This is a genomic window from Acidithrix sp. C25 (genome assembly GCF_904848545.2).
In genome coordinates this window covers 1,252,358-1,276,285 of sequence record NZ_CAJHCI020000001.1, presented here as the reverse complement: position 1 = coordinate 1,276,285, position 23,928 = coordinate 1,252,358, and the positions used below count along the sequence as shown (strand labels likewise).

Annotated in this window: 15 protein-coding genes and 5 pseudogenes; 13 read left to right on the top strand and 7 right to left on the bottom strand. The window is 47.1% G+C overall.

All coding sequences use genetic code 11. The annotated features are described in order from the left end of the window. Positions 1-853 precede the first annotated feature (853 nt). The 3 genes and pseudogenes from ACIDITHRIX25_RS92020 to ACIDITHRIX25_RS92010 form a co-directional block, all read right to left on the bottom strand. Complete coding sequence (locus ACIDITHRIX25_RS92020) at positions 854-2,794, bottom strand: ABC transporter ATP-binding protein (protein WP_201732805.1); 1,941 nt, start codon at positions 2,792-2,794, stop codon at positions 854-856. Continuing rightward, a complete protein-coding gene (locus ACIDITHRIX25_RS92015; RefSeq protein ID WP_201732804.1) occupies positions 2,791-4,524 on the bottom strand; it encodes an ABC transporter ATP-binding protein in 1,734 nt (577 codons plus the stop codon). The genes ACIDITHRIX25_RS92020 and ACIDITHRIX25_RS92015 overlap by 4 nt, the downstream gene beginning before the upstream one ends. A 245-nt stretch (positions 4,525-4,769) precedes the next feature. Next, positions 4,770-5,625: pseudogene (locus ACIDITHRIX25_RS92010) on the bottom strand (IS1595 family transposase); the annotation flags it as partial. Positions 5,626-5,746: 121 nt separating this feature from the next. Between ACIDITHRIX25_RS92010 and ACIDITHRIX25_RS92005 the strand changes: the two are divergent. Continuing rightward, the gene (locus ACIDITHRIX25_RS92005; protein WP_201732803.1) at positions 5,747-7,006 is read left to right on the top strand and encodes an IS1380 family transposase; all 1,260 of its coding nucleotides are present in this window, start codon (positions 5,747-5,749) and stop codon (positions 7,004-7,006) included. A gap of 569 nt (positions 7,007-7,575) precedes the next feature. Beyond that, positions 7,576-8,124: a DDE-type integrase/transposase/recombinase gene (locus ACIDITHRIX25_RS92000; protein WP_201732955.1), complete on the top strand. Its 549-nt coding sequence runs from the start codon at positions 7,576-7,578 to the stop codon at positions 8,122-8,124. A gap of 891 nt (positions 8,125-9,015) precedes the next feature. Here the strand turns inward: ACIDITHRIX25_RS92000 and ACIDITHRIX25_RS91995 are convergent. Next, a complete protein-coding gene (locus ACIDITHRIX25_RS91995; RefSeq protein WP_052604390.1) occupies positions 9,016-9,354 on the bottom strand; it encodes a helix-turn-helix domain-containing protein in 339 nt (112 codons plus the stop codon). Positions 9,355-9,436: 82 nt separating this feature from the next. On the opposite strand from ACIDITHRIX25_RS91995, the pseudogene ACIDITHRIX25_RS91990 reads away from it, so the two are divergent. The 4 genes and pseudogenes from ACIDITHRIX25_RS91990 (at position 9,437) to ACIDITHRIX25_RS91975 (ending at position 14,570) form a co-directional block, all read left to right on the top strand. Next, positions 9,437-10,938, top strand: a pseudogene (locus ACIDITHRIX25_RS91990) (adenosylcobalamin-dependent ribonucleoside-diphosphate reductase). Between the two features lie 734 nt (positions 10,939-11,672). Beyond that, positions 11,673-12,815, top strand: coding sequence for a group II intron reverse transcriptase/maturase (gene ltrA, locus ACIDITHRIX25_RS91985; RefSeq protein WP_249685607.1), 1,143 nt, complete (start codon positions 11,673-11,675; stop codon positions 12,813-12,815). Between the two features lie 175 nt (positions 12,816-12,990). Next, a pseudogene (locus ACIDITHRIX25_RS91980) lies at positions 12,991-13,671 on the top strand (TSCPD domain-containing protein); the annotation flags it as partial. A 512-nt stretch (positions 13,672-14,183) separates the two neighbouring features. After that, the gene (locus tag ACIDITHRIX25_RS91975) at positions 14,184-14,570 is read left to right on the top strand and encodes an RNA polymerase sigma factor sigma-70 region 4 domain-containing protein (RefSeq protein ID WP_052604386.1); all 387 of its coding nucleotides are present in this window, start codon (positions 14,184-14,186) and stop codon (positions 14,568-14,570) included. A gap of 77 nt (positions 14,571-14,647) precedes the next feature. Here ACIDITHRIX25_RS91975 and ACIDITHRIX25_RS91970 read toward each other — a convergent pair whose 3' ends face one another. Further along, positions 14,648-15,334 carry a hypothetical protein gene (locus tag ACIDITHRIX25_RS91970; RefSeq protein WP_201732621.1) on the bottom strand — a complete coding sequence of 229 codons (687 nt, stop codon included), beginning with the start codon at positions 15,332-15,334 and terminating at the stop codon, positions 14,648-14,650. A 449-nt stretch (positions 15,335-15,783) separates the two neighbouring features. Between ACIDITHRIX25_RS91970 and ACIDITHRIX25_RS91965 the strand changes: the two genes are divergently transcribed. The 5 genes and pseudogenes from ACIDITHRIX25_RS91965 (at position 15,784) to ACIDITHRIX25_RS91945 (ending at position 17,886) form a co-directional block, all read left to right on the top strand. After that, complete coding sequence (locus ACIDITHRIX25_RS91965) at positions 15,784-16,215, top strand: helix-turn-helix domain-containing protein (protein WP_201732801.1); 432 nt, start codon at positions 15,784-15,786, stop codon at positions 16,213-16,215. A 53-nt stretch (positions 16,216-16,268) separates the two neighbouring features. Further along, positions 16,269-16,482 (top strand): annotated as a pseudogene (locus ACIDITHRIX25_RS91960) (transposase); the annotation flags it as partial. Between the two features lie 303 nt (positions 16,483-16,785). Further along, positions 16,786-16,878, top strand: a pseudogene (locus tag ACIDITHRIX25_RS91955) (IS3 family transposase); the annotation flags it as partial. After that, a complete protein-coding gene (locus ACIDITHRIX25_RS91950; RefSeq protein WP_201732800.1) occupies positions 16,852-17,226 on the top strand; it encodes a DDE-type integrase/transposase/recombinase in 375 nt (124 codons plus the stop codon). The pseudogene ACIDITHRIX25_RS91955 and the gene ACIDITHRIX25_RS91950, both read left to right, overlap by 27 nt. 336 nt (positions 17,227-17,562) lie before the next feature. Then, on the top strand, positions 17,563-17,886 hold the full coding sequence (locus ACIDITHRIX25_RS91945) for an integrase core domain-containing protein (protein ID WP_502756213.1): 324 nt from the start codon (positions 17,563-17,565) through the stop codon (positions 17,884-17,886). Positions 17,887-18,010: 124 nt separating this feature from the next. Here ACIDITHRIX25_RS91945 and ACIDITHRIX25_RS91940 read toward each other — a convergent pair whose 3' ends face one another. Continuing rightward, the gene (locus ACIDITHRIX25_RS91940) at positions 18,011-20,206 is read right to left on the bottom strand and encodes an IS1634 family transposase (protein ID WP_201732798.1); all 2,196 of its coding nucleotides are present in this window, start codon (positions 20,204-20,206) and stop codon (positions 18,011-18,013) included. A gap of 528 nt (positions 20,207-20,734) precedes the next feature. Beyond that, positions 20,735-20,905, bottom strand: a complete 171-nt coding sequence (locus tag ACIDITHRIX25_RS91935) for a hypothetical protein (RefSeq protein WP_201732797.1) — start codon at positions 20,903-20,905, stop codon at positions 20,735-20,737. A 716-nt stretch (positions 20,906-21,621) separates the two neighbouring features. Between ACIDITHRIX25_RS91935 and ACIDITHRIX25_RS91930 the strand changes: the two genes are divergently transcribed. Further along, positions 21,622-22,692 (top strand): YHYH protein, encoded by a 1,071-nt coding sequence (locus ACIDITHRIX25_RS91930; protein ID WP_201732796.1) that lies wholly within the window; start codon positions 21,622-21,624, stop codon positions 22,690-22,692. Between the two features lie 366 nt (positions 22,693-23,058). Then, positions 23,059-23,901, top strand: a complete 843-nt coding sequence (locus ACIDITHRIX25_RS91925; protein WP_201732795.1) for an MFS transporter — start codon at positions 23,059-23,061, stop codon at positions 23,899-23,901. The last annotated feature ends 27 nt before the right edge of the window (positions 23,902-23,928 follow it).

The window sequence follows — 23,928 nt, the reverse complement described above, 5'->3', positions numbered from 1 at the left end:
CCTTTTGCGAAGGCAGTGTCATGGACGGCACCATTTCCGCTATGGTTTCAGGGAAGTGGCCGATTATCTCTTTTGGGTCAGATCTATAAGATCGTTGCTATCCGGACGATCAACTGGGTGATTTTCTCAGTATCTTCTGATCATTTATTTAATAAACTCTACGATTTGTTAAGTTGAAACGCTTTAATGCACATTATTATGAATTTCGGCTCTCGCATGAACCGCCGTGAGAGGAGATTTTTACTCATCTTTAACAATCATTTGGTCTCGAATCTTTGATCTAACGCGGTGAATTTGATGAAAAGATGACTGACTCTAAAGATTTTTGTTTGCTTTATCCCTAGGCGATGATGGCAAAGACTTCATAACTACGTTGCTTTTGTATAGCAAAAAGGTGCCATTGGTTTTGTGACCCAGAACGCGGACTAGGAGTGACCACTAAGGGTCTTTGACATCTTGGTAGGTTGGATTTCGCTTTGTAGGGCCTCTTATCAAGGCGAAAGAGTGAGATTGATGGTGTGTTTTGAGGCTCTTGCTCCTGGCGATGAGTTGATCCAGCGGCGACGTCGCAATAGCAAAAGAGTACCGTTTGGCAAAAGAAGACCGTGATGCCACTGACACCTCTAGTGGGCGACTCTAGTGGGCGAGTCAGTCTGGTTCTAGCATCGAACTCGATGTAGTCGTTTCACCAATAACTACCACAATGGACGACCGGAGCCTATATGTGGACTCTGGTTGGAGGGTAGCAAAGATCGCTGTCTTTGCTTTTGCCAGCAAGCTCGGTCTCCATTAGCTTTTTATAAATCTAGTTAGCCACGCCATGAGTTATCAGAGTTTGAGGCATCCAAGGCGGCTAAATGTCAACGACTGATGCCTCGGTGAACTGGCTATTGTAGAGGCGGAAGTACGCGCCGCGCAATGCGATCAACTCTTCGTGGTGACCCTTTTCGACAATGCGGCCAGATTCCATCACTAAAATTATGTCTGCGTTTCTAATCGTTGATAGACGATGAGCTATCACGAAGCTTGTGCGTCCCTGGCGCAGTCGAGCCATTGCGTCTTGTATAAGTACTTCTGTTCGGCTATCTACGCTACTGGTTGCTTCGTCAAGGATCAAAACCGTTGGCTTTGCCAAGAAGGCTCGGGCTATCGTAAGGAGTTGCTTTTGTCCCTCGGAGAGGCCCGAGGCCTCCCCGTCTAGGTGTGTATCATAACCGTGGTTTAGAGTACGAATGAATCGATCGGCAAATGCAGCTTTTGCAGCTTCTTCGATCTCTTGGTGGCTCGCACCCTGTCGGCCATAAGCAATATTTTCCCAAATTGTCCCGCCAAAGAGCCAGGTATCTTGTAGGACCATCCCGAAGGAACTTCTAACGCTCTCCCTCGAAAGGCTGGAGTAGTCCATCCCGTCTAGGGTGATCGATCCCGAATTTATCTCATAAAAGCGCATCAGGAGGTTGACTATAGTTGTCTTTCCGGCTCCGGTAGGGCCAACGATCGCCACAGTCTGCCCAGGTAGAACCTCGAGGCTAAAGGAGTCGATCAGCGGCTTGTCGACTGCGTAGCAAAATGAGACGTTATCCATCTTGATATGGCCGGCTATGGTCGAGTTGAGAGTTGTTAGATCTTTTAGTTCGACCTCTTGAGGAGCGTCTAAAAGTTCAAATACCCGTTCAGCTGATGCAAGGCCAGACTGGAGAAGGTTCATCTGACTGGCTATCTGGGTCATTGGTTGGGTAAATTGTCGTGCATATTGTGTAAAGGCGACGACGTTTCCAAACGACATAGCGCCAGTTGCTACTCGATATCCACCTATTACAGCGATGGTCACATAGTTGAGGTTCGAGAAGAACTGCATCATCGGTTGTATTATCCCAGAGAGGAATTGGGCCTTGAAACTTGCAATGTACATCCTCTCATTCATGGAGTTGAAGGTGTTCATTGAGGCCTTAGATCGGCCAAAGGTTCTAACCAAGTTGTGGCCGGTATGCATCTCTTCGACGTGACCATTTAGAGCGCCGGTCTCCTTCCATTGTGAGGTAAATTGCTTTTGTGACCTCTTTGCAATCTGACCTGCGCCAAAGATTGCCAAAGGTACCGTGATTAAAGAGACAACTGCGAGGATGGGGGAGATCCAAAACATCATCACCAAGACTCCTATGATCGTCAAAATCGACGTCAAGAGCTGGCTAAGCCCCTGTTGGATCACTGTGGAGATGTTGTCTATATCGTTTGTGACCCGAGAGAGAATGTCGCCATGGGGATGTGTGTCAAAGTAGGAGAGAGGAAGCTTGGCAAGCTTATTCTCTACGTCACTTCTCATGGTTTTTACCGTTCGCTGTGCTACCCCAGCCATGATAAAGCCCTGCATCCAGCTGAGAACGGAACCTAAAACATAGGCACCAGCGGTCTCGCCTGAGAGGGTAAGTAATTGGTGGAAGTTGACGCCGCCATTGGAGCTCAAAGCCATACCCGAGAGCATTGAAGCTAGATGAGCTTGGCCGTGGGTTACTAGATAGTGGGTGACACAGGCCTGGTTTTGATGACAAAGAGACATCAAGGCTTTGACCTTGGAGTTGGATGCGACAATTCCATTGAAGATGACGTTAATGCTGTCGCCTAGCAATTTAGGGCCAACCACCGAGAAGGCGACTGCAAACGAACCAATGATCAGGGCCGCTATTAAAAAATGCGCCTCTGGATTGAAGCGTTTGACCATCGCCTTTGCTGTCGCCTTGGTATTTTTCGATTTTCCTATGGGAAGTCTGGCGTTTTGTGGACCACCTCGCATCATTTGAGGGCTCCTTGATTTAGTTGAGATTCGACGATCTGCTGGTATTCCTGACAAGTAGCGAGGAGCTCTTCGTGGTTCCCTATGCCGGCGACTCTACCTTCGTCTAAAACGATGATCTGGTCGGCATGCATGATCGTACTTACCCGTTGGGCGACAATCACCACGGTGACATCACTAAGCTCACGCTTTAGGGCCGCTCTAAGATTGGCATCGGTGGTAGCGTCGAGTGCTGAAAAACAGTCGTCAAAGAGGTAGATTGGCGAGGTTTTCACCAGTGCTCGGGCTATTGCTAGGCGCTGGCGCTGTCCTCCTGAGACGTTGGTACCGCCCTGGTCGATCTTAGCCTCTAACCCTCCGGCCATAGCCCTAACAAAGTCAAGGCCTTGGGCGATCTCTAGCGCTTTGTAGAGTTCTTGATCGCTGGCATCTTGATTTCCGAAGCGTAGATTGTCGGCGATTGTACCTCTGAATAAAAATGCAGATTGGGGGACGATTGAGATCTCTTTCCATAGCGTCTCAAGATCTTGCAATGAAACGTCAACTTCGTTGACCATGACCCTACCTGCTGTTGGGTCATAGAATCTTGGGATCAGATTGAGTAGTGTTGTCTTTCCGGATCCAGTGCCACCAATAATTGCTGTCGTTTGATTGCCGAGGATCTTCAGCGAGATATCTTTCAGAATGGGTTCTTCGCTGCCACTGTATCCAAAACTCACCTCTTCAAAGGTGATGGCTTTTGTAATTGTAGTTGGAGCCATGGGATTTTGTGGTTCTTGAATCGACGGTGTGGTATTTAGAACGCCCTCGATTCGTTCAGAGCATGCGATCGCTCGCGGTAGGAGTGAAACCACAAAGACCGCAATCATAACTGAAAAGAAGATCTGGGTGATATATGTGATAAAGGCTACGAGATTTCCAACTGGCATAGATCCGCTGGAGATAAGGTGGCCGCCAAACCAAACCACCGCGACGGATGAGAGGTTCAGAATGGCCATAAGAGTTGGCATCGCGATGGCGAAGATGCGGTTGACCTTGATTGAGGTTTCGGTAAGGGTAACATTTGCAACTTCGAATCGGTCTTTCTCCGTCTCGGTCTGGAGAAATGCGCGTACAACTCGAATACCAGTGATCTGCTCACGTAGGACTTGATTGATACGGTCGATCTTGGCCTGGATCGACTGAAAGAGTGGTACGACCAATTTGATCATGGTATAGAGAACTAATGCCATCAATGGTACGACGACGACGATCACTAAAGAGAGCTTGGCGTTCTCTCTGAGCGCCATTATTACCCCACCGACTGCCATAACTGGTGCCATTACCATCATGGTCAAGGCAACCTGTCCAAAGAGTTGAATCTGTTGAATATCGTTGGTATTCATGGTGATCAATGATGCGGTAGAAAAGAGGGTCATGTCATATTGTGAGAACGATTGGACTTTAGAAAAGACCATAGCTCTCAAATCGCGCCCGATTCCCATTGCGGTTCGAGAGGCGAAATAGACGGCCACCACAGAGATTGCACCGAGGGCGAGGGTGATTACTATCATCTCAATCCCACTCTTGATGATGTAGTTCAAATTGCCGGTGATTACGCCATTGTTGATTAGGTTAGCATTTAGATTTGGCAGGTAGAGGTTGCCGATGGTCTGGATCACAATGAGACTTATAACTATTGCTATAGCGCGTTTATAAGGCGGCACGGCGCGCCGAAGAATCTTAATTAACATCTGACCTGTTTATTCGTATTGGGTATCACTCACAGGAGCAATTGAATCAACTTTATATTTTAGAACTGTAACTTCTACTACGCTATCGTAGTCTGTGTGGTATTACTAAAGGTTCCAATGGGATTTGCCTTATGGATTAATCCACCTCGTCTCTCACTGCTTCACGCCCATGAGCCAAATTAGGCCGGTGTAAGTGTGGTTTTGAGACATTGACGAGACAGTGGCGGCATTTGATAACATACTTATCAAGTTTCGTAGGCAAGAGCCATTTTGGAGTCAGATTCGCGGAGTAGCGGATGTGGAGACGCAAACACACATGTATTGAGAAGTCGCTCTACCAATGACATTTCAAAGTGCCTTGCGTTGAATCGGTATGCGAATTCCTCGAGACATAAGTTGCTTATGTTCCTCATCTCCGTGGTATGTTCCGTCGATAAATTTCTTGCAGTTTCCAATTTAGGATCTTGAGCCATTTGAATGTTACGTGTGCTTGTTTGTCTTTGGATAAAGTGAACCAATGCGCTAGTCCAAGGTCTTGCAGCACATACCCCGTAACTTGGGTCACCATTACTTATCAGCTTGGTGTCGGAATCTAAACATCTCACAAAAACATCTTTGGGTGATTTAGCAGTGGTATCTTTGATTACTTCCATGAAGCAATGAGTAGGAGCACCATTGCTAATCGATACTCCCATTAGAACATTGGTTTGTTTTGTTCCCTTTCCTCTTTAGCCTTCGCCATGGCTCTCACCACCTAAAAAGAACTCATCTATCTGGACGCTTTCTCCAAGTTTGTATAAACCATTTCGGTCAGCCATTGCGCTCAGCCATTGCCTTAGGTAGCTTATTTAGCATCAACCAGCCAGTCGAATAAGATACTTGAACGAATTTAGCAAGGGCTCTGATGGCTAGGGGGTAGTAGCCGAAAGACCACGCTTGTCGTTGGACAATAGATAGATAGCAGAAAACCACTCGGAAAAAGAGATATGACTTCGATGAAAGATGGTTCCGGAGGTAACGCTAGTTTGACGGTGAAAAGATTTACATTGAAAAAGTGGAGCTCGAGATGCTGCATTTCTTGAAATGATTTGCCCTGACTAAGCCTGGATCCACCGAAAATTTAGCCGCTCAACTTTGATTTAGACATAGAAAAGGTGCTCTGAACTGGTAGAATGATGTTTGAACACAATTCAAATCTATCAGTTCAAGGAGCACCTTTTAGATGCGAGCATCTGCTAGTGCTTTAGAGTGTTTGATAGTCACCTTTGACGATTCGAACGCAGTTTCCAACAGTGGGTTAATACTCCCTATCACCCTTGCTGAGAGACTTGGCCTTAGGGATCTCTTTGATTTACACATTGACCTAGAGGATCGTCCTGGACGAGCAAATGTTGGCAGAAAAGCTATGGCTATCGTGGCCTCCATTTTGGCCGGTGGTGATTGCATTGATGACACTGCAATCCTTGAAAGCCCAAATGCGCAAGTTATCCTTGGTCAGATAATGCCAGCACCATCCACTCTTGGTGTCTTCTTGCGTAGTTTTGAGACCAGTGACATCGCAGATGTTGAACGAGTTGCAGCTTTGTTGCTAAAACGAGCCTGGCTAGCTGGAGCAGGTCCAGGTGATGAGCCGCTCACCATTGATGTTGATTCCACGATATGTCAGGTATATGGAAACAAAAAAGAAGGAGCTTACTTTGGTTATACCAAAGTAAGGGGGTATCACCCACACCTAGCAGCAGTTGGTAAAACAGGTGACATTCTTGGAATAGTGACACGTGAAGGCAACGCCAATACCGCTCGTGGTGCCGGGGAGTTTGTAACTCAGGTAATCAACAATGCCAGAGCCGCTGGAGCAACTGGTGAAATAACCATGCGTTTTGACTCTGGGTTCTACTCAAGAGCCGTTAGAGACGCAGCTAGTGCGGGTGATGTTCGCTTTTGCATTACAACACGGATGTCCAAGAGACTAAAAGGTATCATCTCCGATATCCAAGAGGATGCCTGGACTTCAATTCCCTACTGGCTTGAAGGTGGAGCTGATGTAGCAGAAGTCAAATATCGCGCATTTGCAAAAGATAGACAAGACGTTCGTCTTATCGTAGGAAGAACAAAGCCTACTCCAGGGTCTCAGCTGGCACTATTTAGAGACTATGACTATCACGCATTTATTACCGATCGACAAGGCGAAACGCTTTTCCTTGAGGCTGATCACCGAGCACATGCCCAGATCGAACTAGTCATCAAGGATCTCAAAGGAGGTTCTAGGTGGAATCATGTTCCATCCAGATACATGAACGCTAATGCCGTTTGGTTGGCTCTGGTCTGGTTAGCTCTGGTCTGGTTAGTTATTGGTGTAACTGCACACAACCTGGCGCGGTGCAACTGCACAAATAGGTGCTATTGCAGAAACTGTAATAACCACACCAAAGCTTCGACGGTGTTACTTTCAGATCGCAGGACATATCACTCGTTCAGCTAGAAAAGTAATACTGCATCTTGAAGAACACTGGCACTATAAGGATAAGTTCTTAGAGGCTCTTGATCGGATCAGAAAGTTTGAGATCGCCATCACCTGAAGATCTGGTTACCTAACACACTGAATATTACTTGAAACAACTGCTCTAGAAGACAAGGGATTAGGTCACTATGGCCAAAATGAGATTTCAGAATCTCAAAAATGACCAAACAGGCTCAATCACAAAGCGAATGGGTCATATTTGGCACTCTGAAACCAGTTACGAGTCATAGACGCTCCGTCAAACCTAAATCAGTTCCGAAAAACCGACTCAGAGTCACACCGAAGGGCTCAAGCTGGTCCAATTCTGTGGATTCAGGCTAAGGAAAAGCCGAGGCTATTCTGGCGAGGGACAAAGGGGTTACAATGATCTCCTCCCTCAGATCGCCTACTCGCAGTAGAACTTATTGATGAAGCTCATAATGCTGGAGCTAGATTACGACTAGCGGTTAAGGAACTCGGTCTGTCACTACGCAGTTACCAGAGGTTCCAAGGCTGAAGGTGCGAATACCCATGACAAGCGTCCCTTTGTCATTAAGGCTAAACCAAGCTTTGCCCTTGATGAATCAGAACGTCAAGAGATATTAGATACGCTCCACAAAGAGGAGTACTCATCACTTCCACCAAGTCAAGTAGTTCCATCTTTAGCTGATAAGGGTATATATCTCGGATCAGAATCTACCTTTTATCGTATTCTTCGAGATAACAAGCAAAACAACCACAGGGGTAGAGCTAAAAAGCAAGTCAAGCGTGGTACACCTAGTCACCTAGCGACTTGTCCACTTGAAATTTGGGTCACGGACATCTCTTGGCTCCGTGGACCAGCTAGTGGTATCTACTACTACCTGTACTTCGTAATGGATCTATATTCAAGAAAGATAGTTGGTTACGAAGTGTATGGATGCGAATCGTCTCAGCAACTTAGCGACGTAGTAAGAAGAGCAACCCTCCTAGAAGGAGGAAGAGCTCCAAAGATATTACATAGTGACAACGGCTCACCGATGAAAGGATCATCTCTACTGGAGCTTTGTTACAAGATGGGAATCACCACCTCTAACTCACGACCTTTCAATATCAGATGACAACCCTCACATCGAGGCGCTCTTTCGTACAACCAAGTACTGGCCAGGTTATCCTTATTCAAGGATTTGAAAGCCTTGCAGATAGTCGGATCTGGGTGGAGAAGTTTGTCAGTTAGTACAACTACCACCACCGCCATAGTGCTCTAAAGTTCGTCACTCCACACGATGTCCACGAAGGTAACCATATGGAGGTACTCTCAAAGCGAGCCGAGCTCTACAAGAGAACAAAGGAACTCAATCCAAAGAGGTGGGTCAACTCCAAAGTGAGAGATTGGAGCCTCACCTGGCGAGAACATGGACCACACCACCGCGAGATAGATCGGTCGTTAGTCAAAGTTTGCCTGCTAGTTCTAAAGTATCTTCAATGACTATTTGACTTAGTTGGTAGTAGCAGCAGAAGAAAACTGTTGGTGAAAGCGGTCAAAGATTGTTGAATTGTGTTTAAACGCTCCGCGTTTATGCACATTTCAATAATCGCTTGCGAAGTGATCATCCACGATGAAATAATCGTTGCGAGAAACCGCGAAATCAGAGAGACTAAAACGGCTCAAAATGGCCAAATGGCCATTAATCTGAAAGCAGGCAAATGCGTCAACTATCCTGACATTCACCGGTACACGAGGTCCCTAATTCTTTGGGTGTGACGGGGGTTGCGATTTGAGCCCAAGTGAGTGTGAATTGTGCAGTTGAGACACCCCTTCGTAATGGTTTGAAACTCCCCAACGGGCCCATAGCGTCGAACAAATCGAGATACGTGCTAAGCGGTGCGACGCTGTAGGTGGGAGCAGCACAAATCTAAACCACGAAGGTGGATATCGGGTAGGTGCAGAGACTTTCGATTCAGTAGCAGAGGTACCAATTATTCCTACGAATAGTTCGGTTGGAAATGTATCAAAAGGGAGCCGAAAGGAGGTAGCTTAGATTGTGTGGAAGTGACAACTTCTTTGGCGGGCTCCGGATTCTTGGGGTTCCACTTCGTGGAGCATCAGATAGAACTGATACCCCAAAGAGAGAGAACCTCTTCCTCCACTTAGAGTCAGTAAAGCTTGAGACACCGGACAATTCAACGATCTCTTCGTGGCTAAGGCCATCAGCAGCTCCAAGAGCAATCTTGGCACGAGTTACGTGAGACTGTGGAGAGGTGGTCTTGCGGATTACACCCTCTAGGAACTTTCTATCGTTGTCTGAAAGAACAACCTTGTAAGCAGGTCGACCGATCTTCTTTTCCATTTTTCTACTAAGTGTAGTGAAATGTACCTCTGTATAGGTAAAACACTACAAATAGGGATTAATTCCTTAATTAAACGAATTTATGACTAGGGAAACTAGAAGAGCTGCGAAGATGGCCATTCTTGACGCTTCACATCCAGTAATTGAAGAATTTATCTGGTGCAAAGCAGTAGAAGAGCACAAAGCTAGGGCGCTCAGGGATGCTGGTTTCGATATGGGAGTTGATGGTAGGGACGGATTTTCAGTCCAGTACCAAGACGCTAACAACTCTGTTCGGGTAACTGATGAATTCATGGAAGCTGTGCTCGAGGACAAGAACTGGGAACTTAGAGCAGTAAAGACAGGTGGATTACTTCGCACCATGCGTGCTCGTGACCTGATGCGTCAGATTGCCCAAGCTGCGTGGGAGTGTGCCGATCCAGGACTTCAGTTCGATACCACAATCAATCACTGGCACACTACGCCAAAAGCTGGACGGATAAATGGTCGAACCCATGTTCAGAATATCTTTCACTTGATAATTCGTCATGCAACCTTGCATCTCTGAATCTGCTGTCTTTTTTGGGTGATGATGGTTCGTTTGATGTCGAGTCCTTCGTTCATGTAAGCCGGTTGGTATTTGCTGCCCAAGATATTCTCATCAATCACAGTGATTACCCAACCGAGGCTATAGCTGAGAACACTCGGTCTTATCGCCAGCTAGGACTGGGCTATGCAAACCTTGGAGCGCTTCTTATGACTTTAGGGTTGCCTTATGACTCAGACAGCGGAAGGGCGCTTGCAGCGACTGTTACGGCACTTATGACCGGAGTTGCTTTTATGACTTCGGCTGAACTTGCAGCACGCCTTGAGCCGTTAACTGGATACTCACGCGACGCCGAATCAGTTCTTCAAGTACTTTATATGCACCGAGAAGCAATGGGGAAGATCGACGAGAAGTTGGTTTCGCCGGAACTTTTCTCATCTGCTACACAAATCTGGGATGACACCCTAGAGATAGCTCGTACCTCTGGCGTTCGCAATGCTCAGGCTACGCTGCTTGCTCCAACTGGAACTATTTCGTTCCTGATGGACTGTGGTACCACTGGAGTCGAACCCGCTTTCTCGCTTGTTTCGTACAAGAAACTGGTTGGTGGTGGAAATATGATCCTCCCTGTACAGTGCGTCGAATCAGCACTTGTGCGCCTCGGCTACAGCGAGTCTGATCGGTAAGCTATTCTCGAGGCAATAGTAAACGGCAGCTCTCTAACGTCAGAGCCGCATCTTCGGCCTGAACATCGTTCGGTTTTCGCGACTGCCGTTGGGGAGAACTCTATTTCAGCGAGCGGCCATATCAAGATGATGAGTGCTGTTCAGCCATTTCTTTCTGGAGCGATTTCAAAGACGGCCAATCTTCCAGAGGAAACAATCGTCGAAGAAGTCGAGGAAACCTACATCGAAGCGTGGGAGCTTGGACTTATGGCCGTAGTTCTTTACCGTGATAACTGCAAGGTTAGCCAACCGCTCTCGAGCACTAAAGATTTAGCAACTCAAGATACGACGTGCGTCATGAATGAAAGAGGTTGTAAATCATGTAGAAGCTGATAACAATCACACTGCAATGCTACATAGATGATGGAGGTAGGCCCTCCGGGATCGCCTTTTGGGAGGAGATTCCAAACCACCGTACGGGGCATTAGCTAAAGACTGTTGTCCAAAGCGGTACGGAAAAGTTAGAGCAATGACTCTTTCAGGTATGAGTTAAGAAGACGAGTGAAAACAAACCACTGACGAAGCGTTCGAAATTGGTATGGATGATGTCGAAACCGAGGGACGTCGAACTTTCGGGACAACTTGGAGACTAACCCAATTAGTGCTCCCCTTGGCTATATGGGGGCATCCGGCGTGTAGGTGGCGTGAGCTTAACATCAGGCGTTTATGTGGAACATGAGAACCCAGTCCTAGACGTTCTTGGCTAAGCCCACATGGGCTAAGCCCAAAGATGAGGAAAAACCTACAAGTTGCAGATCAACAAGAGGGAAAGTACCAAATGCCTATGGATTGGGGGCGGACCATCCCGTAGTAGCTACGAAGTCCTTGTAATGAGGATGGAGCCAAGGGGATGGAGTGAACAGCAGATCTAGTTGTAATTGGCAAATGAACAACTTCTCAAGGTAAAAGTTGAGGGGGAGGGATCAAATGTCAAGACCACGACAAGAAAAAGCTTTTGACAAAAGACAAGTACGTCGTACTTAAAGCATACAAAGAGGCAAAAGCCAATCACAATAGACACAAAGCGAGCACCAGGGATTGATAAGCAGTCCATCTCAGTCTTTGAGATGGATCTAAAGAACAATCTCTACCAACTCTGGAATCGAATGGCTTCTGGAAGTTATTTTCCAGCGGCAACTAGATATGTCGAGATAGACAAGTCAGATGGCGGTAAAAGAATCCTAGGTATTCCAACCGTCAAAGATCGCATCGCCCAAGGGGTAGCTAAAGCCTACATAGAGCCAAGATTGGAAGAGGTCTTCCACGAAGACTCCTATGGTTACAGGCCGAATCGCTCAGCCCATGATGCCATTGAAAAAGCACGCAAGAGATGTTGGAAGTACGATTGGGTCATTGATCTAGATATCAAGGCCTTCTTCGACACAATAGATCATGAACTGCTGCTAAAAGCTGTCTCTATGCACGTATCAGAGCCATGGATAATTCTCTACATCAAACGTTGGTTGAAAGCTCCAATGCAAAACAAAGATGGACAACTAATAGATCGAGAGCAAGGATTACCCCAAGGCGGGGTGATTTCTCCGATTTTGGCGAATCTGTTCTTACATTACGCTTTTGACAAATGGATGGTAAAGAACTTACCCTATGCCCCGTTTGAACGATACGCGGATGACCTTTTGGTACATGTGGAAACAAAGAAACGAGCCGAAGAGATCCTAGAGGCTATAGGTCAGAGAATGACGCAGGTCAAGTTGGAGTTACATCCACAAAAGACCAAAATCGTCTATTGTAAGGACTCCAACCGTAAAGGAGAGTTCGAACAAATACGCTTTGACTTTCTAGGATTTACCTTTGCACCACGCTACGCCCGCAATAAGTTCAAGCAGCAGTTTAACAACTTCCTGCCAGCGGCTTCAGATAAAGCGGTAGAAGAAATGGGCAGAGAACTTAGGCGGTTTCGTATTCACCTCCAAACAGGCCAAACCATAGCCGAACTCGCCAGGCTTTACAACCCGGTGATCTTAGGCTGGATCAACTACTATGGACGCTTCTACAAATCCAGATTAGGCCAACTCCTCCGACGTATCAATATCTATTTGATTAGATGGGCACGCAAAAAGTACAGGCGACTTAGCATACGAGCAAATGCTTGGAAATACCTATCTCAAATAGCCGAACGTGAACCCAATCTTTGGGCTCACTGGTCATTTGGGGTAATACCAAAAGTCGGTTCGCTAGGAGCCGTGTGAATTGAGAGGTTCACGCACGGTTCTGTGAGAGCGGGGAGGGCAAGTTCCTCCCCGCCACTCGACATCAGAAACAGAAACGTGGGAAGCTCTTGCAGCGGAGGCAGAGGCAGAGTGCTCAACTTTGCGCCACCGTGTAGCTGGGCTGGAAGAAGAACTTTCAAAGCCTAAAGTAATCTCTCCAGTTCGCAGTCGCCTTCCTCGTCACCGCAGAAGCCGCACGTATGCTTTCCGTGTTGGTGAAGCAGAAGGATACGTGACAGTAGGGGAGTATGACGACGGACGGCCTGGTGAGTTGTTTGCTAAGGTTTCCAAGCAGGGTTCCACATCGGCCGGAGTCATGGACGCTTTCTCGATAGCCATAAGTCTTGGCCTACAGCATGGTGTACCGCTTGAAACTTATGTTCGCAAGTTCACTAACATGCGCTTTGAGCCAGCAGGGATGACTGACGATCCCGATCTTCGGATTGCCTCGTCTTTGGTTGACTGCATCTTCAGGCGTGTGGCTATTGATTAGCTTGACTCTGGCACTCGCTCAGAGCTTGGGATTCATAGCTCAGAGGAACGTCAAACCATGGTTGAGCCTCCATATACATCTATGAACGGCGACTCAGTAGGTAGTTCATTCCCCGAGCTTGACGGCAATCCCACGGAAGTTGAACTTAGAATGCGACTTGGACACTATTCCGCCGATGCTAAAGCTTTGGGGTCGCCTCTAAAGGAACAGGTTTCCATAGATGAGCATCCTTATAGTAGGATCGTTGATGCGCCACTGTGTTATGAATGTGGAACATCAATGATGAAAACGGGATCTTGCTGGTGTTGTCCTGGGTGCAGCAGCTCAGGGGGGTGTTCCTAAAACCCCTGGTAGACTGCACTATTATAGGATTAGGTGCAACATTTCAAGGGTGTTCGGCGCAAGCTGGGCACCCTTGTTGTATTCGGTTGTGATGCCACGCCTACTTGACATATCAACTTCACAACTTCACAACATAAAAACACTTACTTACTTTAACGCTCTCGGTATATGCTTGGCAGCCTCACAGCGGATGAATCAGAGGGCTTACATGCCTATTTCGGAATGTAAAGTCGGTAAACATTCATGTCTAGCCTGATTGACTTTACGTGTATTGTTGGCTAGACTAACCATATGGTTGCAGAAGAATCCTCTCGCAAAATGGTTAAAGAGTTCAAAGCAGCCAAATGGACAGCATTGTGGACCGACGGTAGTCACACGATGTATGGATGCTCCAGTGGCCAGCATCATTTCACACTCCCGGACGGTCACAAAACGATCTCCCCTGGTGTCGTTCACAATGCGCGTAAGGCAATCGCGGGTTGTACCTGCCATACAGATAGATAGGACAACAAATGACCAAACACACCTACAAAGCAACAGTTGCCAGAGAGGGCCGTTGGTGGATGGTCAGCATCCCCGAGATCGGCGGGTTGACACAAGCACGACGTCTCAGCGAAGCCGGAACAATGGCGAGCTCACTGATCGCGATCACTCTAGACGTTCCATCCGATAGTTTCAATGTTGACATAGAAATAGGGAAGGTTGGGACGGTGGAGGTAGCTGAACGAACTGCCCGACTGCGGTCTACCCGAGAGACTGCAATACGACTCGAACGTGAAGTGCAGACCGATGCCGAAAGTCTCGCTCACGACCTGGCCAATGAGGGCCTTTCTCTACGGGATATTGGCGATATTCTCGGCATCTCGTATCAGAGAGTTCACCAACTGATAGCTCGCTAGGTGTCGCGATACACGTCCACGAGGAAAATTGCGGTATTGATGGTAGATATGTCGTCTAACACTTTAATTTTGATAGCTCACCCAAATGGACTTCCAATGAATTGAACTGTCTGTGAATCTATCTGTCCACCGACACTAGGGGCTGAAGGCATTTGCAAGACATTTATTGCAGAGCGGAAAGATGGTGCCGTCCCAGCGACCACTAACGCAATCTTGTTTGTGGTTGGATCGAGCATTACCCCATAGCTGTTGTTATTGATCTGCAACCTGGTGGTCTGTTTGTGGGTCTTCGGATTGGTTGTGGTCACATAACTACCAAACAGAATGATGTCACCAGCGAGAGGCTTTGAGGTGGATATCAGGTCTTGTTTCATCTGCGACGGGGCGGAGGGGATTACGATTCCGTCATAGTTGCCCATAATTGTTGGAAGCGCATCGAAACACGACGTGTGTAGCGCCGACTGACAACTATTCCCAGAGAGTAACGCCATCCAGAGCGCACTACGTTGACGTAACTGATTCACGCTCCCGCTCGCCCCTGGCGCTAGTCCTGTAACTGACATGCTGGACGAGCCAGATATAGTTCCACTGCTGTATCTAGCAGCATTTGAAAGTACATCTAAGACGTACCGAGCTGGATTATCAGAAGAATGGGCAAATATGGAGTCGTTGTAGACCACCGTCGGTTTCCCATTTACATTTTTGTAGCTAACGCCATTCCATCCAGCGTTGTATGTCCATAAAGCTAATTTTGGGTTGGTCAATATACCACTAGTGCATAACGGCGAATGTCAGGATAGTTGACGCATTTGCCTTCTTTCAGATTGATGGTTAATTGGCCATTTTGAGCCGTTTTTGACTCTCTGATTTCGCGGTTTCTCGCAACGGTTATTTCATCGTGGACGATCGGTTCGCAAGCGATTATTGAAATGTGCATAAACGCGGAGCGTTTAAACACAATCGATTGATCTCCGCCCACAGCCTCAACAGCTAGCTACTACTGAATGGTAAAAAGCTCTAGGGATCTCTCCTGGAATAGCTATTATGTAGAACAACCCGATCCAAAACTCACATCAATTTTGGACCAACAAATGGGGACCCGTCAGGTGCAATTAGTCGAGATCGCCATAATCGAGGACTATTCGCATAACACTCTGAAATGCTCCAATGAGCCCTTTTAATTTCTTGTAAGGTGTGTTAATCTTCTCATGACATGCTTACACCCGAGGAACTCGCCACTATTGAAGCATTCATGGCGAAGACTGAAAACATCGACGAATATAAGCGGGCGCTGGCAGTTCTCACCCTTGAAGATGGGAGTCCCCTCAACAGGACAGGCCTCTCTGTCAAGCATGTACAGCGAATTCGACGGTCATTCCGCAGCGTTGGCACTGAGGCATTCAAGGACAAGCGCCATAACAACGCTCCGGTACTTCTCTCAAAGTCTCAAAGAGATGAAGTGGCAATCATGCTCACGACTACAACTCCCAATGACCACGGCTATAGCAGTTCCCCGTTTTGGTCAACACGGATCCTGGCTACAGTACTCAAGCGCAGATACGGTGTTCTCTATGCCTCTAGGACTAGCTATTACGTTCTGTTTCGGGAAAGTAAGTTCAGCTTCCATCTGCCGGGCAAACAGTGATACGCCCCGGAAATCTTGGAGACTCCTAGTCTTTCAGTTAAGGAGTCATCATTATGGCAAGAGTAAAGAAGTATTCACCCGAAGTTCGTGATCGAGCAATACGAATGGTCACGGACCATCGAGGTGAGTATCCCCCACAGTGGGCAGCTATTCAATCTGTTGCTCAGAAGCTGTAAATGACGCCCGAGACGCTACGTACTTGGGTACGTCAGGCTTCGATAGATGTCGGTGAGACTAAAGGAACAACTACTCAATGAGAGAGAGCGCACCCGTCAACTAGAGCGAGAAGTCGTAGAGCTTCGTAGAGCTAATGAGATTTTACGTGCGGCCTCGATTTTCTTTGCGACCGAGTTGGACGGTCAAAGCGCGAAGCGAAGCAAGTAATTGCTTTTATAGATTGCAATAAGCAAAAGTGGGGAGTCCAGCCGATCTGTAGGGTCTTACAGTTCGCTTCCTCGACTTATTACTCTAATAAATCACGAGTTGCCTCAGTGAGATCTATTCGTGATAAATCTCTCAAGACGAAGATAAGTAAAATTCACAAGGACAACTACTTTCGTATATGGGCTTAGAAAGCTCTGGTGTGCGCTTAAGCGCGAAGGTATCGACATCGCGCGCTGCACAACAGAGCGTTTGATGGCTGAGCTCGGTATTTCTGGGGTGAGACGTGGTAAGACTTACGTCGTAACCACCGTCGCGAATGAGCTCGTAGAACGCCCGAAAGACCTGGTAAACAGGAACTTTACGTCTAATGAGCCAAACAACTTGTGGGTGGCGGATATCACCTACGTCAAGACAAAGATTGGCTGGGCCTACGTTGCCTTCGTTACAGACGTATTTTCAAGGACGATCCTAGGATGGAAGGTATCGCCATCGCTTAAGGCAAACTTGGCAACCGATGCCCTTGAGATGGCTATTCACCAAAGAGCGGTGTCGCCAGGCCTTGTACACCATAGCGATTATGCCGAGGTTTTCATTAAGCCGAGGAATCTAAATTTTCCCTGGACGTGAGAGGTTTGTTGACTAATTCCTCGGCTTAATGTTCCTGCTGATTATCGTTATATTCAGTCTCGCCTATATGTTTTTACGAAAGGGAAGAATGTAGATGCTAAGGCCGCGCGAATCGACATTACGCCGTTAGGGACCGAGTGCACCTCGAAGATGAAGACTTCAGCAACGATATCCCCGCCGAGAACATCCTCACCAAGGATGGACTTCTGGTTCCACATAGCCCACACTAATACCGAAATATTGAGCCGAGAAATTGTTCAGTAAGCCACGACTACGCTGGTAGAACTATAATTTCTCGGCTCAATGAAAACCTCGGCTTAATCGGTATTAAACCGAATTCGGTTTAATACCGATCGCGGAGTACAGTACCTATCTGTTAGATATTCCCAACGCCTAATTGATGTCGGCATTACCGCCTCAGTGGGTTCCAAAGGCGATTCTTATGACAATGCCCTGGCTGAGACGACAAATGGCATCTATAAGGCAGAGTTGGTGAATCCTCATGGGCCCTTCTTTGACGTCGATGAACTTGAGTGGGCGACACTTGGCTATATCGACTGGTTCAATAATCGAAGGCTCCATGGCTCAATTGGAATGATTCCACCAGTTGAGTTTGAAGATAACCACCATAGTTCCTCTTGTGATAACAAAGTGGCATAGCCAAGCTAGCTTTTTCTGCTTTTTATAACCATCAGGTCGACTCATCGAATCAATTGTTAGCCCATCTTTCCGAAAATCAACCTATTCTCCCAGCTATTTGAGTATGTGGTCTTACGTTGGGACACTACAAATGCGTCGCAATGGTCTTTATCCGTTTAAGGGGATCACTAACTCCTAAGAGACGGTAGATCTCTTTGTGAACCGGCTCAGAAACACCACTAGTGCGGATGTGATAGACGACGCCTTTATCTGATGTAAGAACTATGGTGGCTCGGCGGTGACTGTTGAGTTGCTCTTTGATGGTTGACCATCTTCTCTTATCGTTATTTTGCCTCAAGGTCAGCTCAATAGCACTAAGGAGGTGATAGGCAAGTACTGAGATGAAGAGGTGAGCAGCAGTTCGGCTAGCTAGTTGATGATAGACCGGTCGAAGTCCAAGATCACTCTTGAGGGATCTAAAGGCATCTTCTACTTTAGTGAGAGTCGTATAGATATTCCAGATCTCACCTGCATCTAGCTCGCTATGGCTGGTGTCTATGACGTAGGCTCCTTGGAGATTATCATCTTTGGCTTTAGTGGGTTTTTCTGTAATAGTGAGATTGATTACTTTGTCAAAGCGTCTCTTTTTGATGATCTTGCCATGGTCTTGATGATATTCAAGGGATATCTCGTATTTGGAAGCAATACTTGGGTACTTGGCCTTGATGCGTCCGATACGCTCTGAGACAACTGTGGTCTTAGATATAGAACCCTTTGTGATTGAGGTATTCAACGAAGTGATATCTACTAAGAATCTCTCGTTAGCTTGACTAGAGATCGCTGATTCCTTCTTGGATCTCCCCAAAGAACGACACAACACCACGGTTGTGGTGTTGTTGTTGGAGGAAGAGGAGGAGATGGAGATGGAGGAGGAGATGGAGGAGGAGATGGAGGAGGAGATGGAGGTGGCGTTAGTATCAGTGTCGGTGGTGTTGCTGTTGGTGATTTTGGTGTCATCGGTGCCGGTATTCTTGCCGGTGACACCATTACGGATATAGTCGTCAGTGCCGGTGCTGCTGTCGCTCTTGATGATACTGTTGCTAGTGTTGCCGGAGGTGGTGTAACTGTTATTGTCGTCAGTGCCGGTGTCTTCTTCTAGCGTTTGCACTTGTCCTTGTACTTGTGTTTTCACTTGTCCTTGTGGCTTTTGTGGTTCCACTTGGAGCTTTTTCACCAGTACTGGGGATCCTTGGGCATCGTAGATCTCGGTGAAGCCTTCCATCTCCATGAAATGGCTTCGATAGAGGCTCTTTTTGTTAGCTCTCTCAATTACTACGTAGTTGAGATTGCGCTTAATGAGAAGTTCTAGGTTTGCCTTGGTAGCAATTCCCCTATCCATCACAATGGTAGGAACAACATCCCCAAAGAGAGATCCATCCGATAGAGACTCCAAGGCATCAAGTACGCTAATGAGAGTTCTAGGCTCAGAGGTATTGCCCTCATGTATCTCTGAGTAGATGGGTAGTCCCCGGTGATCAACAAGTAGTGCCAGAGAAACTAATGTGCAATCAAAACGCTTCTCTTTGGAATGTCCATGTTTAGCTAGGGAGTTCCCCTTAGTAGAACCTTCGAAGTAGGTGTTGGTTAGATCAAAGAGAAAGAGCCTGGTATTCGTCCTAAAGAGATCAGAGCTAGCTTTATAGAGTGCTGGCTCTATGACGGCTTTAGCGTCATAGAGCTTATCTGCAATTGCATAGACCTTATCCTTGTGAAACTTAGAGAGATCGATACCACATATCTCAGGTAATGAAGAGTTGGAGTTGATATAAGAATAGGTCTTTCGATCAGATCCAGGATGAATAAGACGAGCTATTATCGTTGCCTTGGCAATGCCAAGAGATTCACCCGATAGACCTGCACTCTCTAGGATCTTATCGAAGCTAAGAGCTTCATAGAACGAGTTTCCTATGAGTTCTGGACCGATACTTCTACTATTGATAGTCTTAGCACTAGAGAGATCCACCATCTCAAGGTCAGCCTCAGTAGCTCTTGTTTCTTTAGCGGCTGCAACTTCGGAACGAATTGCATACTTAGTGATTGCCAGATCGGCGTATCTGGCAATAATAGGATCTGATTCAAAGAGTGAGGTTACTCCAGAGAGTCTCTGGGCAATTGCATTGGCCAGAGCTGGCCACAATGACTTATCCAGGTCCAGTTCGGTCAAGGTCATTACTATACGTTGACGGGGACCTTTTTCACAGCGGTAGGACTCAACGAGTTGGTACTTACTGTAGCTAACGCCGGTCTTTTTATTAACTGTTGGAGTTTCACGGATAAACACAACAACACAATAGCACCATGTCAGAGCTAATGCAAGTCATAATCAACACTACTCAAAAATTAGGACACTACATTCGCGACCCAAAAAGACCTAATACCCATCTACCAGGGCATCTATAAATGACACAAGTCGAAAATCCTCAAAAATCCCCTCAAAAGGAGCCAATTGGGGCGATTTTTCGGGAAATCTGCGAAAGAAGGGTTAGGCTTTGCCATGAATAACCATGACAAGGCTAACAATTGCAACCGGTTATCGACACCTCAATCCCACACCTACTAGTGGGCTGCAAGTTGCAGCCCACTAGTAGGTGTACTTCGCGTTGTCATAAAAGACCCAAGTTCTCTCTCACATCTTTTCTGCCCAATCCCAGTGGAGTCAATATGACCGAGGTTGATAACCACGGCGCTTGAAGCCTAGGTGATCTCGAAGGTGCGCTTCATCGACGATGAGCCACAAGCACTGACCAGTCAGAAACCCGCCATGGCTATTGGAAGTAATAACGTAACCCTGGTCGGTAATTCCCATTCGTTACAATAGCGTTACGATATGACTATGGTCATATGCGCGTGGTGCTGCAGTACCTTTATGGCTTCGAGACGGCGTAAGTATCACAGCGACGCCTGTCGCCAGGCGGCTTATCGAGCCCGCCATGGCGTCAAAGCTGCTGTGTCTGATCCCTCCGATACCCGGCGGATGCAAGTCGTCTATGAGTGTCCCCGCTGCGAGAGTCGCTACCTCGGTATTTTAAAGATACCCAGAATGCAACCTTTTGTGTACCCGTATTGGAACGGGTGGTCCTTGTCCTCATTGTGACGAACCAGTCGCCCACGTCGATCTCGATAACTAACCTTCCATCGTTAAATCCAGAGCTCCATCAAAGTTCCCGTAGGTATTTTGATGTACCCAGCATTTCAAGTCAACTATCACCACAAATGCTTCTGTTGTGATTGTGGATTTGTTTGTTACAAAGTTGGTGGTAGTGAGAGATGTCCTAAATAGTAAAGAACCAGCCATATTTTAAAGATTTAATCTAAACAACCAGTTCGCCAGACAGCTCAAATTCCATCAAATATCGTGCTTTTAGGGGTATTGACATCCGTCTCTGCTACGCTAATGCGTACCCAAGAGAACCGATTGGTTCTCAGATAATGGAGTCTCCATTAAACCCGGGGCGTATCAGAAGTCAGCCTGATTGCAGTGCTGAGGTAAATTTGCGAATTTCGCCCCCCAATTCATGCAATCTGTCAGTCAGATGTCGCTTTGGGCGAGTGCTAGTCGGAACAGGATCTTGGAGTGTGGTTATCTATAGGTCAGAGACAGCAAAGATTGCCTTTTCGGCTATGGAAATTTGTCTATTATGCCAAGATGTCAGATATTTAAGGATTTGATAATAATTTCCTCCTAAGAATAGATAAATGCTAAAGAATGCTAAGCGTCATCACAAAAGTTCAATTGTGCTTCGAAGTTCTGGCTCGTTGCTATTGGGGGCGATTCTCGCCAGCTGCGGTAGTGCTGGGGTATCTTCGACTTCGGCGACCACAGGCGGGCAAAGTCTCACTCCCGTCTCGACACTTGCGCCTGCTACTACCTCAAGTGGGCCATTTAGCAACCCAGCCTCGACGCTTGCGCCAACGAACGCTCCTATCAGTGGAGTACTGCCCTTGGGTGATGGCAAGGTTCTCTATGGATCGTCTCAAGTTGGCTATATTGATGCTTGTGGAACGCTTCGTAACAACACCAGGAGAGTCCATGGGGGTCCTTGGATCAATTATTCAAATTCCACATGGACGCCCTCTCAAAAGGTAGCAGTGCAAGGGGCGAACTACTATCCAAATGCTTACTTTAATGTGAGCGTATCTAATGGAACTCGCACTATCGCGACGGATTCAGTACCCGTTGGCATGCCGGTCGGCAACTTTCCGATCTCGCCGAACGATCCTGCTTATCAGTACGACACAAATCCAAACCACATCGTGCCTAAAGCCCTTTCTATAACGGTGCCCGCGTCTCCAACTGTGGCGCAATCTCCTTCATGTCTACCTATGGGGGCTATTGGGGTTTTGACTAATGGCGTGATGCTGTTCAATGCCCTTGATGCCGGATCGCTCGATGCGGTTGCTCATGAAACTCAAGATAGCTGCGGTGGTCATCCTGACCATTTTGGCACTTATCACTATCACGATATTTCTCCGTGCATCCTAGCTAAGGCTACAGGGCAGTCGACATTGGTTGGCTATGCTCTTGATGGGTTTGGCATCTATGTAGAGCGCAACGCAAACGGCTCTCTGGTCACAAATTCCCAATTAGACGCATGTCACGGGCGGGTATCGCCGGTCCTATGGGATGGAAAGACTGTCAACATGTACCACTATGATGCTACAAGCGCATACCCATATACCATTGGCTGCTTTGTCGGAACGGTTACTCCAACAGCGGCGATATCGATCGGAGATCCACTTCCTGCCTTTAGCCAAAGGCAAGGCTAGGTAGGGTTCCGCTAGTTGATCCTGTATTGAAATAGGTGACCACTGTGAACTGGTTTGTCTTTTGCAGGAGATCCAAAGCCGCCAAGTAGACCGAACTCCAGAGACCGTACATATGGTAAGACCAAGGTAAATGCAAGAATTGCTAAACGTATCTTTGAAGACCGGTCTAGATCACATACGCCAAGGCGAAGTTGATTCTCAGTGATTCTCCTCGAAGATATCGGTGGCTGTTAGTCCTTTTTTAGTTGCGACGTCATCATTATGCCAACTCCATCGGCGCCCAGGGCGGTTGTGCTTTTGGGATCCGCGCATCATCCTTTGTCTCGTTGAAACCATCTTTAATCTTCAGCCATTATCGTGAATACAATGGAGATTCCAACTCGAATGAGAATGGCACGTCTCTCGACACTTACCTATTTTTACATAAATGGTTTTATCCTTGGTGTCTGGGTGATTCAAATTCCAACGGTTGCCATTCGAAGCAAGGTGAACCCTGCGACTCTTGGGTGGTTACTTTTGTGCCTTGGGGTAGGTGCGCTTGTGAGCATGGCTGTGGTTGGCAAGTTTGCAGATAGATTAAGCGCCCGGCTGATTGTGCCAACGAGTGCGTTTGGCTGTGCGATGGCGCTATTTTTTCCACTGCGCGCATCCAACTGGTGGGAGCTAGCCATAGTTCTATTTAGTCTTGGAATTAGCGTTGGCGCTTTGGATATCTCTATGAATACCCATGCCATTGAGGTGGAAAGAAGCTATCGTCGCCCCATCATGTCTTCCTTTCACGCCACCTTTTCGATAGGGGGATTTTCCTCGTCAATCTACTCATCTCAGCTAGCAACATACAATGTCTCTCCTGATGTTATCGTAGATATCGCTGTGGTTTTGAGTGCATTGGCCAGCGTTATCGGGGTCTTAGGCCTTTTGAAAAAAGATGCAGTTTCCAAGGAAGCTAGATCCAAAGTGATCCGTAGTACCTGGAAGAACGTGCCTCGCGAGATTCGAATCTTTGCGGTCGTTGCATTGGCAGTAATGGTAAGCGAGGGGATTGCCAATGACTGGAGTTCGCTTTATATGCAAAGCATTCGCCACGCTCCAGCTAATCAAATACCCTATGCCTACGGAGCATTTGCTGCAACGATGACTATTGGTCGGGCAATCTCTGATCGCTTGGCTAAGCCTGGATCCACCGAAAATTTAGCCGCTCAACTTTGATTTTGGTATAGAAAAGGTGCTCTGAAC

Coding starts and splice junctions, on each gene's coding strand:
- ACIDITHRIX25_RS92020 (WP_201732805.1), bottom strand. CDS start 2,794: ATGATGCGAGGTGGTCCACAAAACGCCAGACTTCCCATAGGAAAATCG.
- ACIDITHRIX25_RS92015 (WP_201732804.1), bottom strand. CDS start 4,524: ATGTTAATTAAGATTCTTCGGCGCGCCGTGCCGCCTTATAAACGCGCT.
- ACIDITHRIX25_RS92005 (WP_201732803.1), top strand. CDS start 5,747: ATGCGAGCATCTGCTAGTGCTTTAGAGTGTTTGATAGTCACCTTTGAC.
- ACIDITHRIX25_RS91995 (WP_052604390.1), bottom strand. CDS start 9,354: ATGGAAAAGAAGATCGGTCGACCTGCTTACAAGGTTGTTCTTTCAGAC.
- ltrA (WP_249685607.1), top strand. CDS start 11,673: ATGGATCTAAAGAACAATCTCTACCAACTCTGGAATCGAATGGCTTCT.
- ACIDITHRIX25_RS91975 (WP_052604386.1), top strand. CDS start 14,184: ATGACCAAACACACCTACAAAGCAACAGTTGCCAGAGAGGGCCGTTGG.
- ACIDITHRIX25_RS91965 (WP_201732801.1), top strand. CDS start 15,784: ATGCTTACACCCGAGGAACTCGCCACTATTGAAGCATTCATGGCGAAG.
- ACIDITHRIX25_RS91950 (WP_201732800.1), top strand. CDS start 16,852: ATGGCTGAGCTCGGTATTTCTGGGGTGAGACGTGGTAAGACTTACGTC.
- ACIDITHRIX25_RS91930 (WP_201732796.1), top strand. CDS start 21,622: ATGCTAAAGAATGCTAAGCGTCATCACAAAAGTTCAATTGTGCTTCGA.
- ACIDITHRIX25_RS91925 (WP_201732795.1), top strand. CDS start 23,059: ATGGAGATTCCAACTCGAATGAGAATGGCACGTCTCTCGACACTTACC.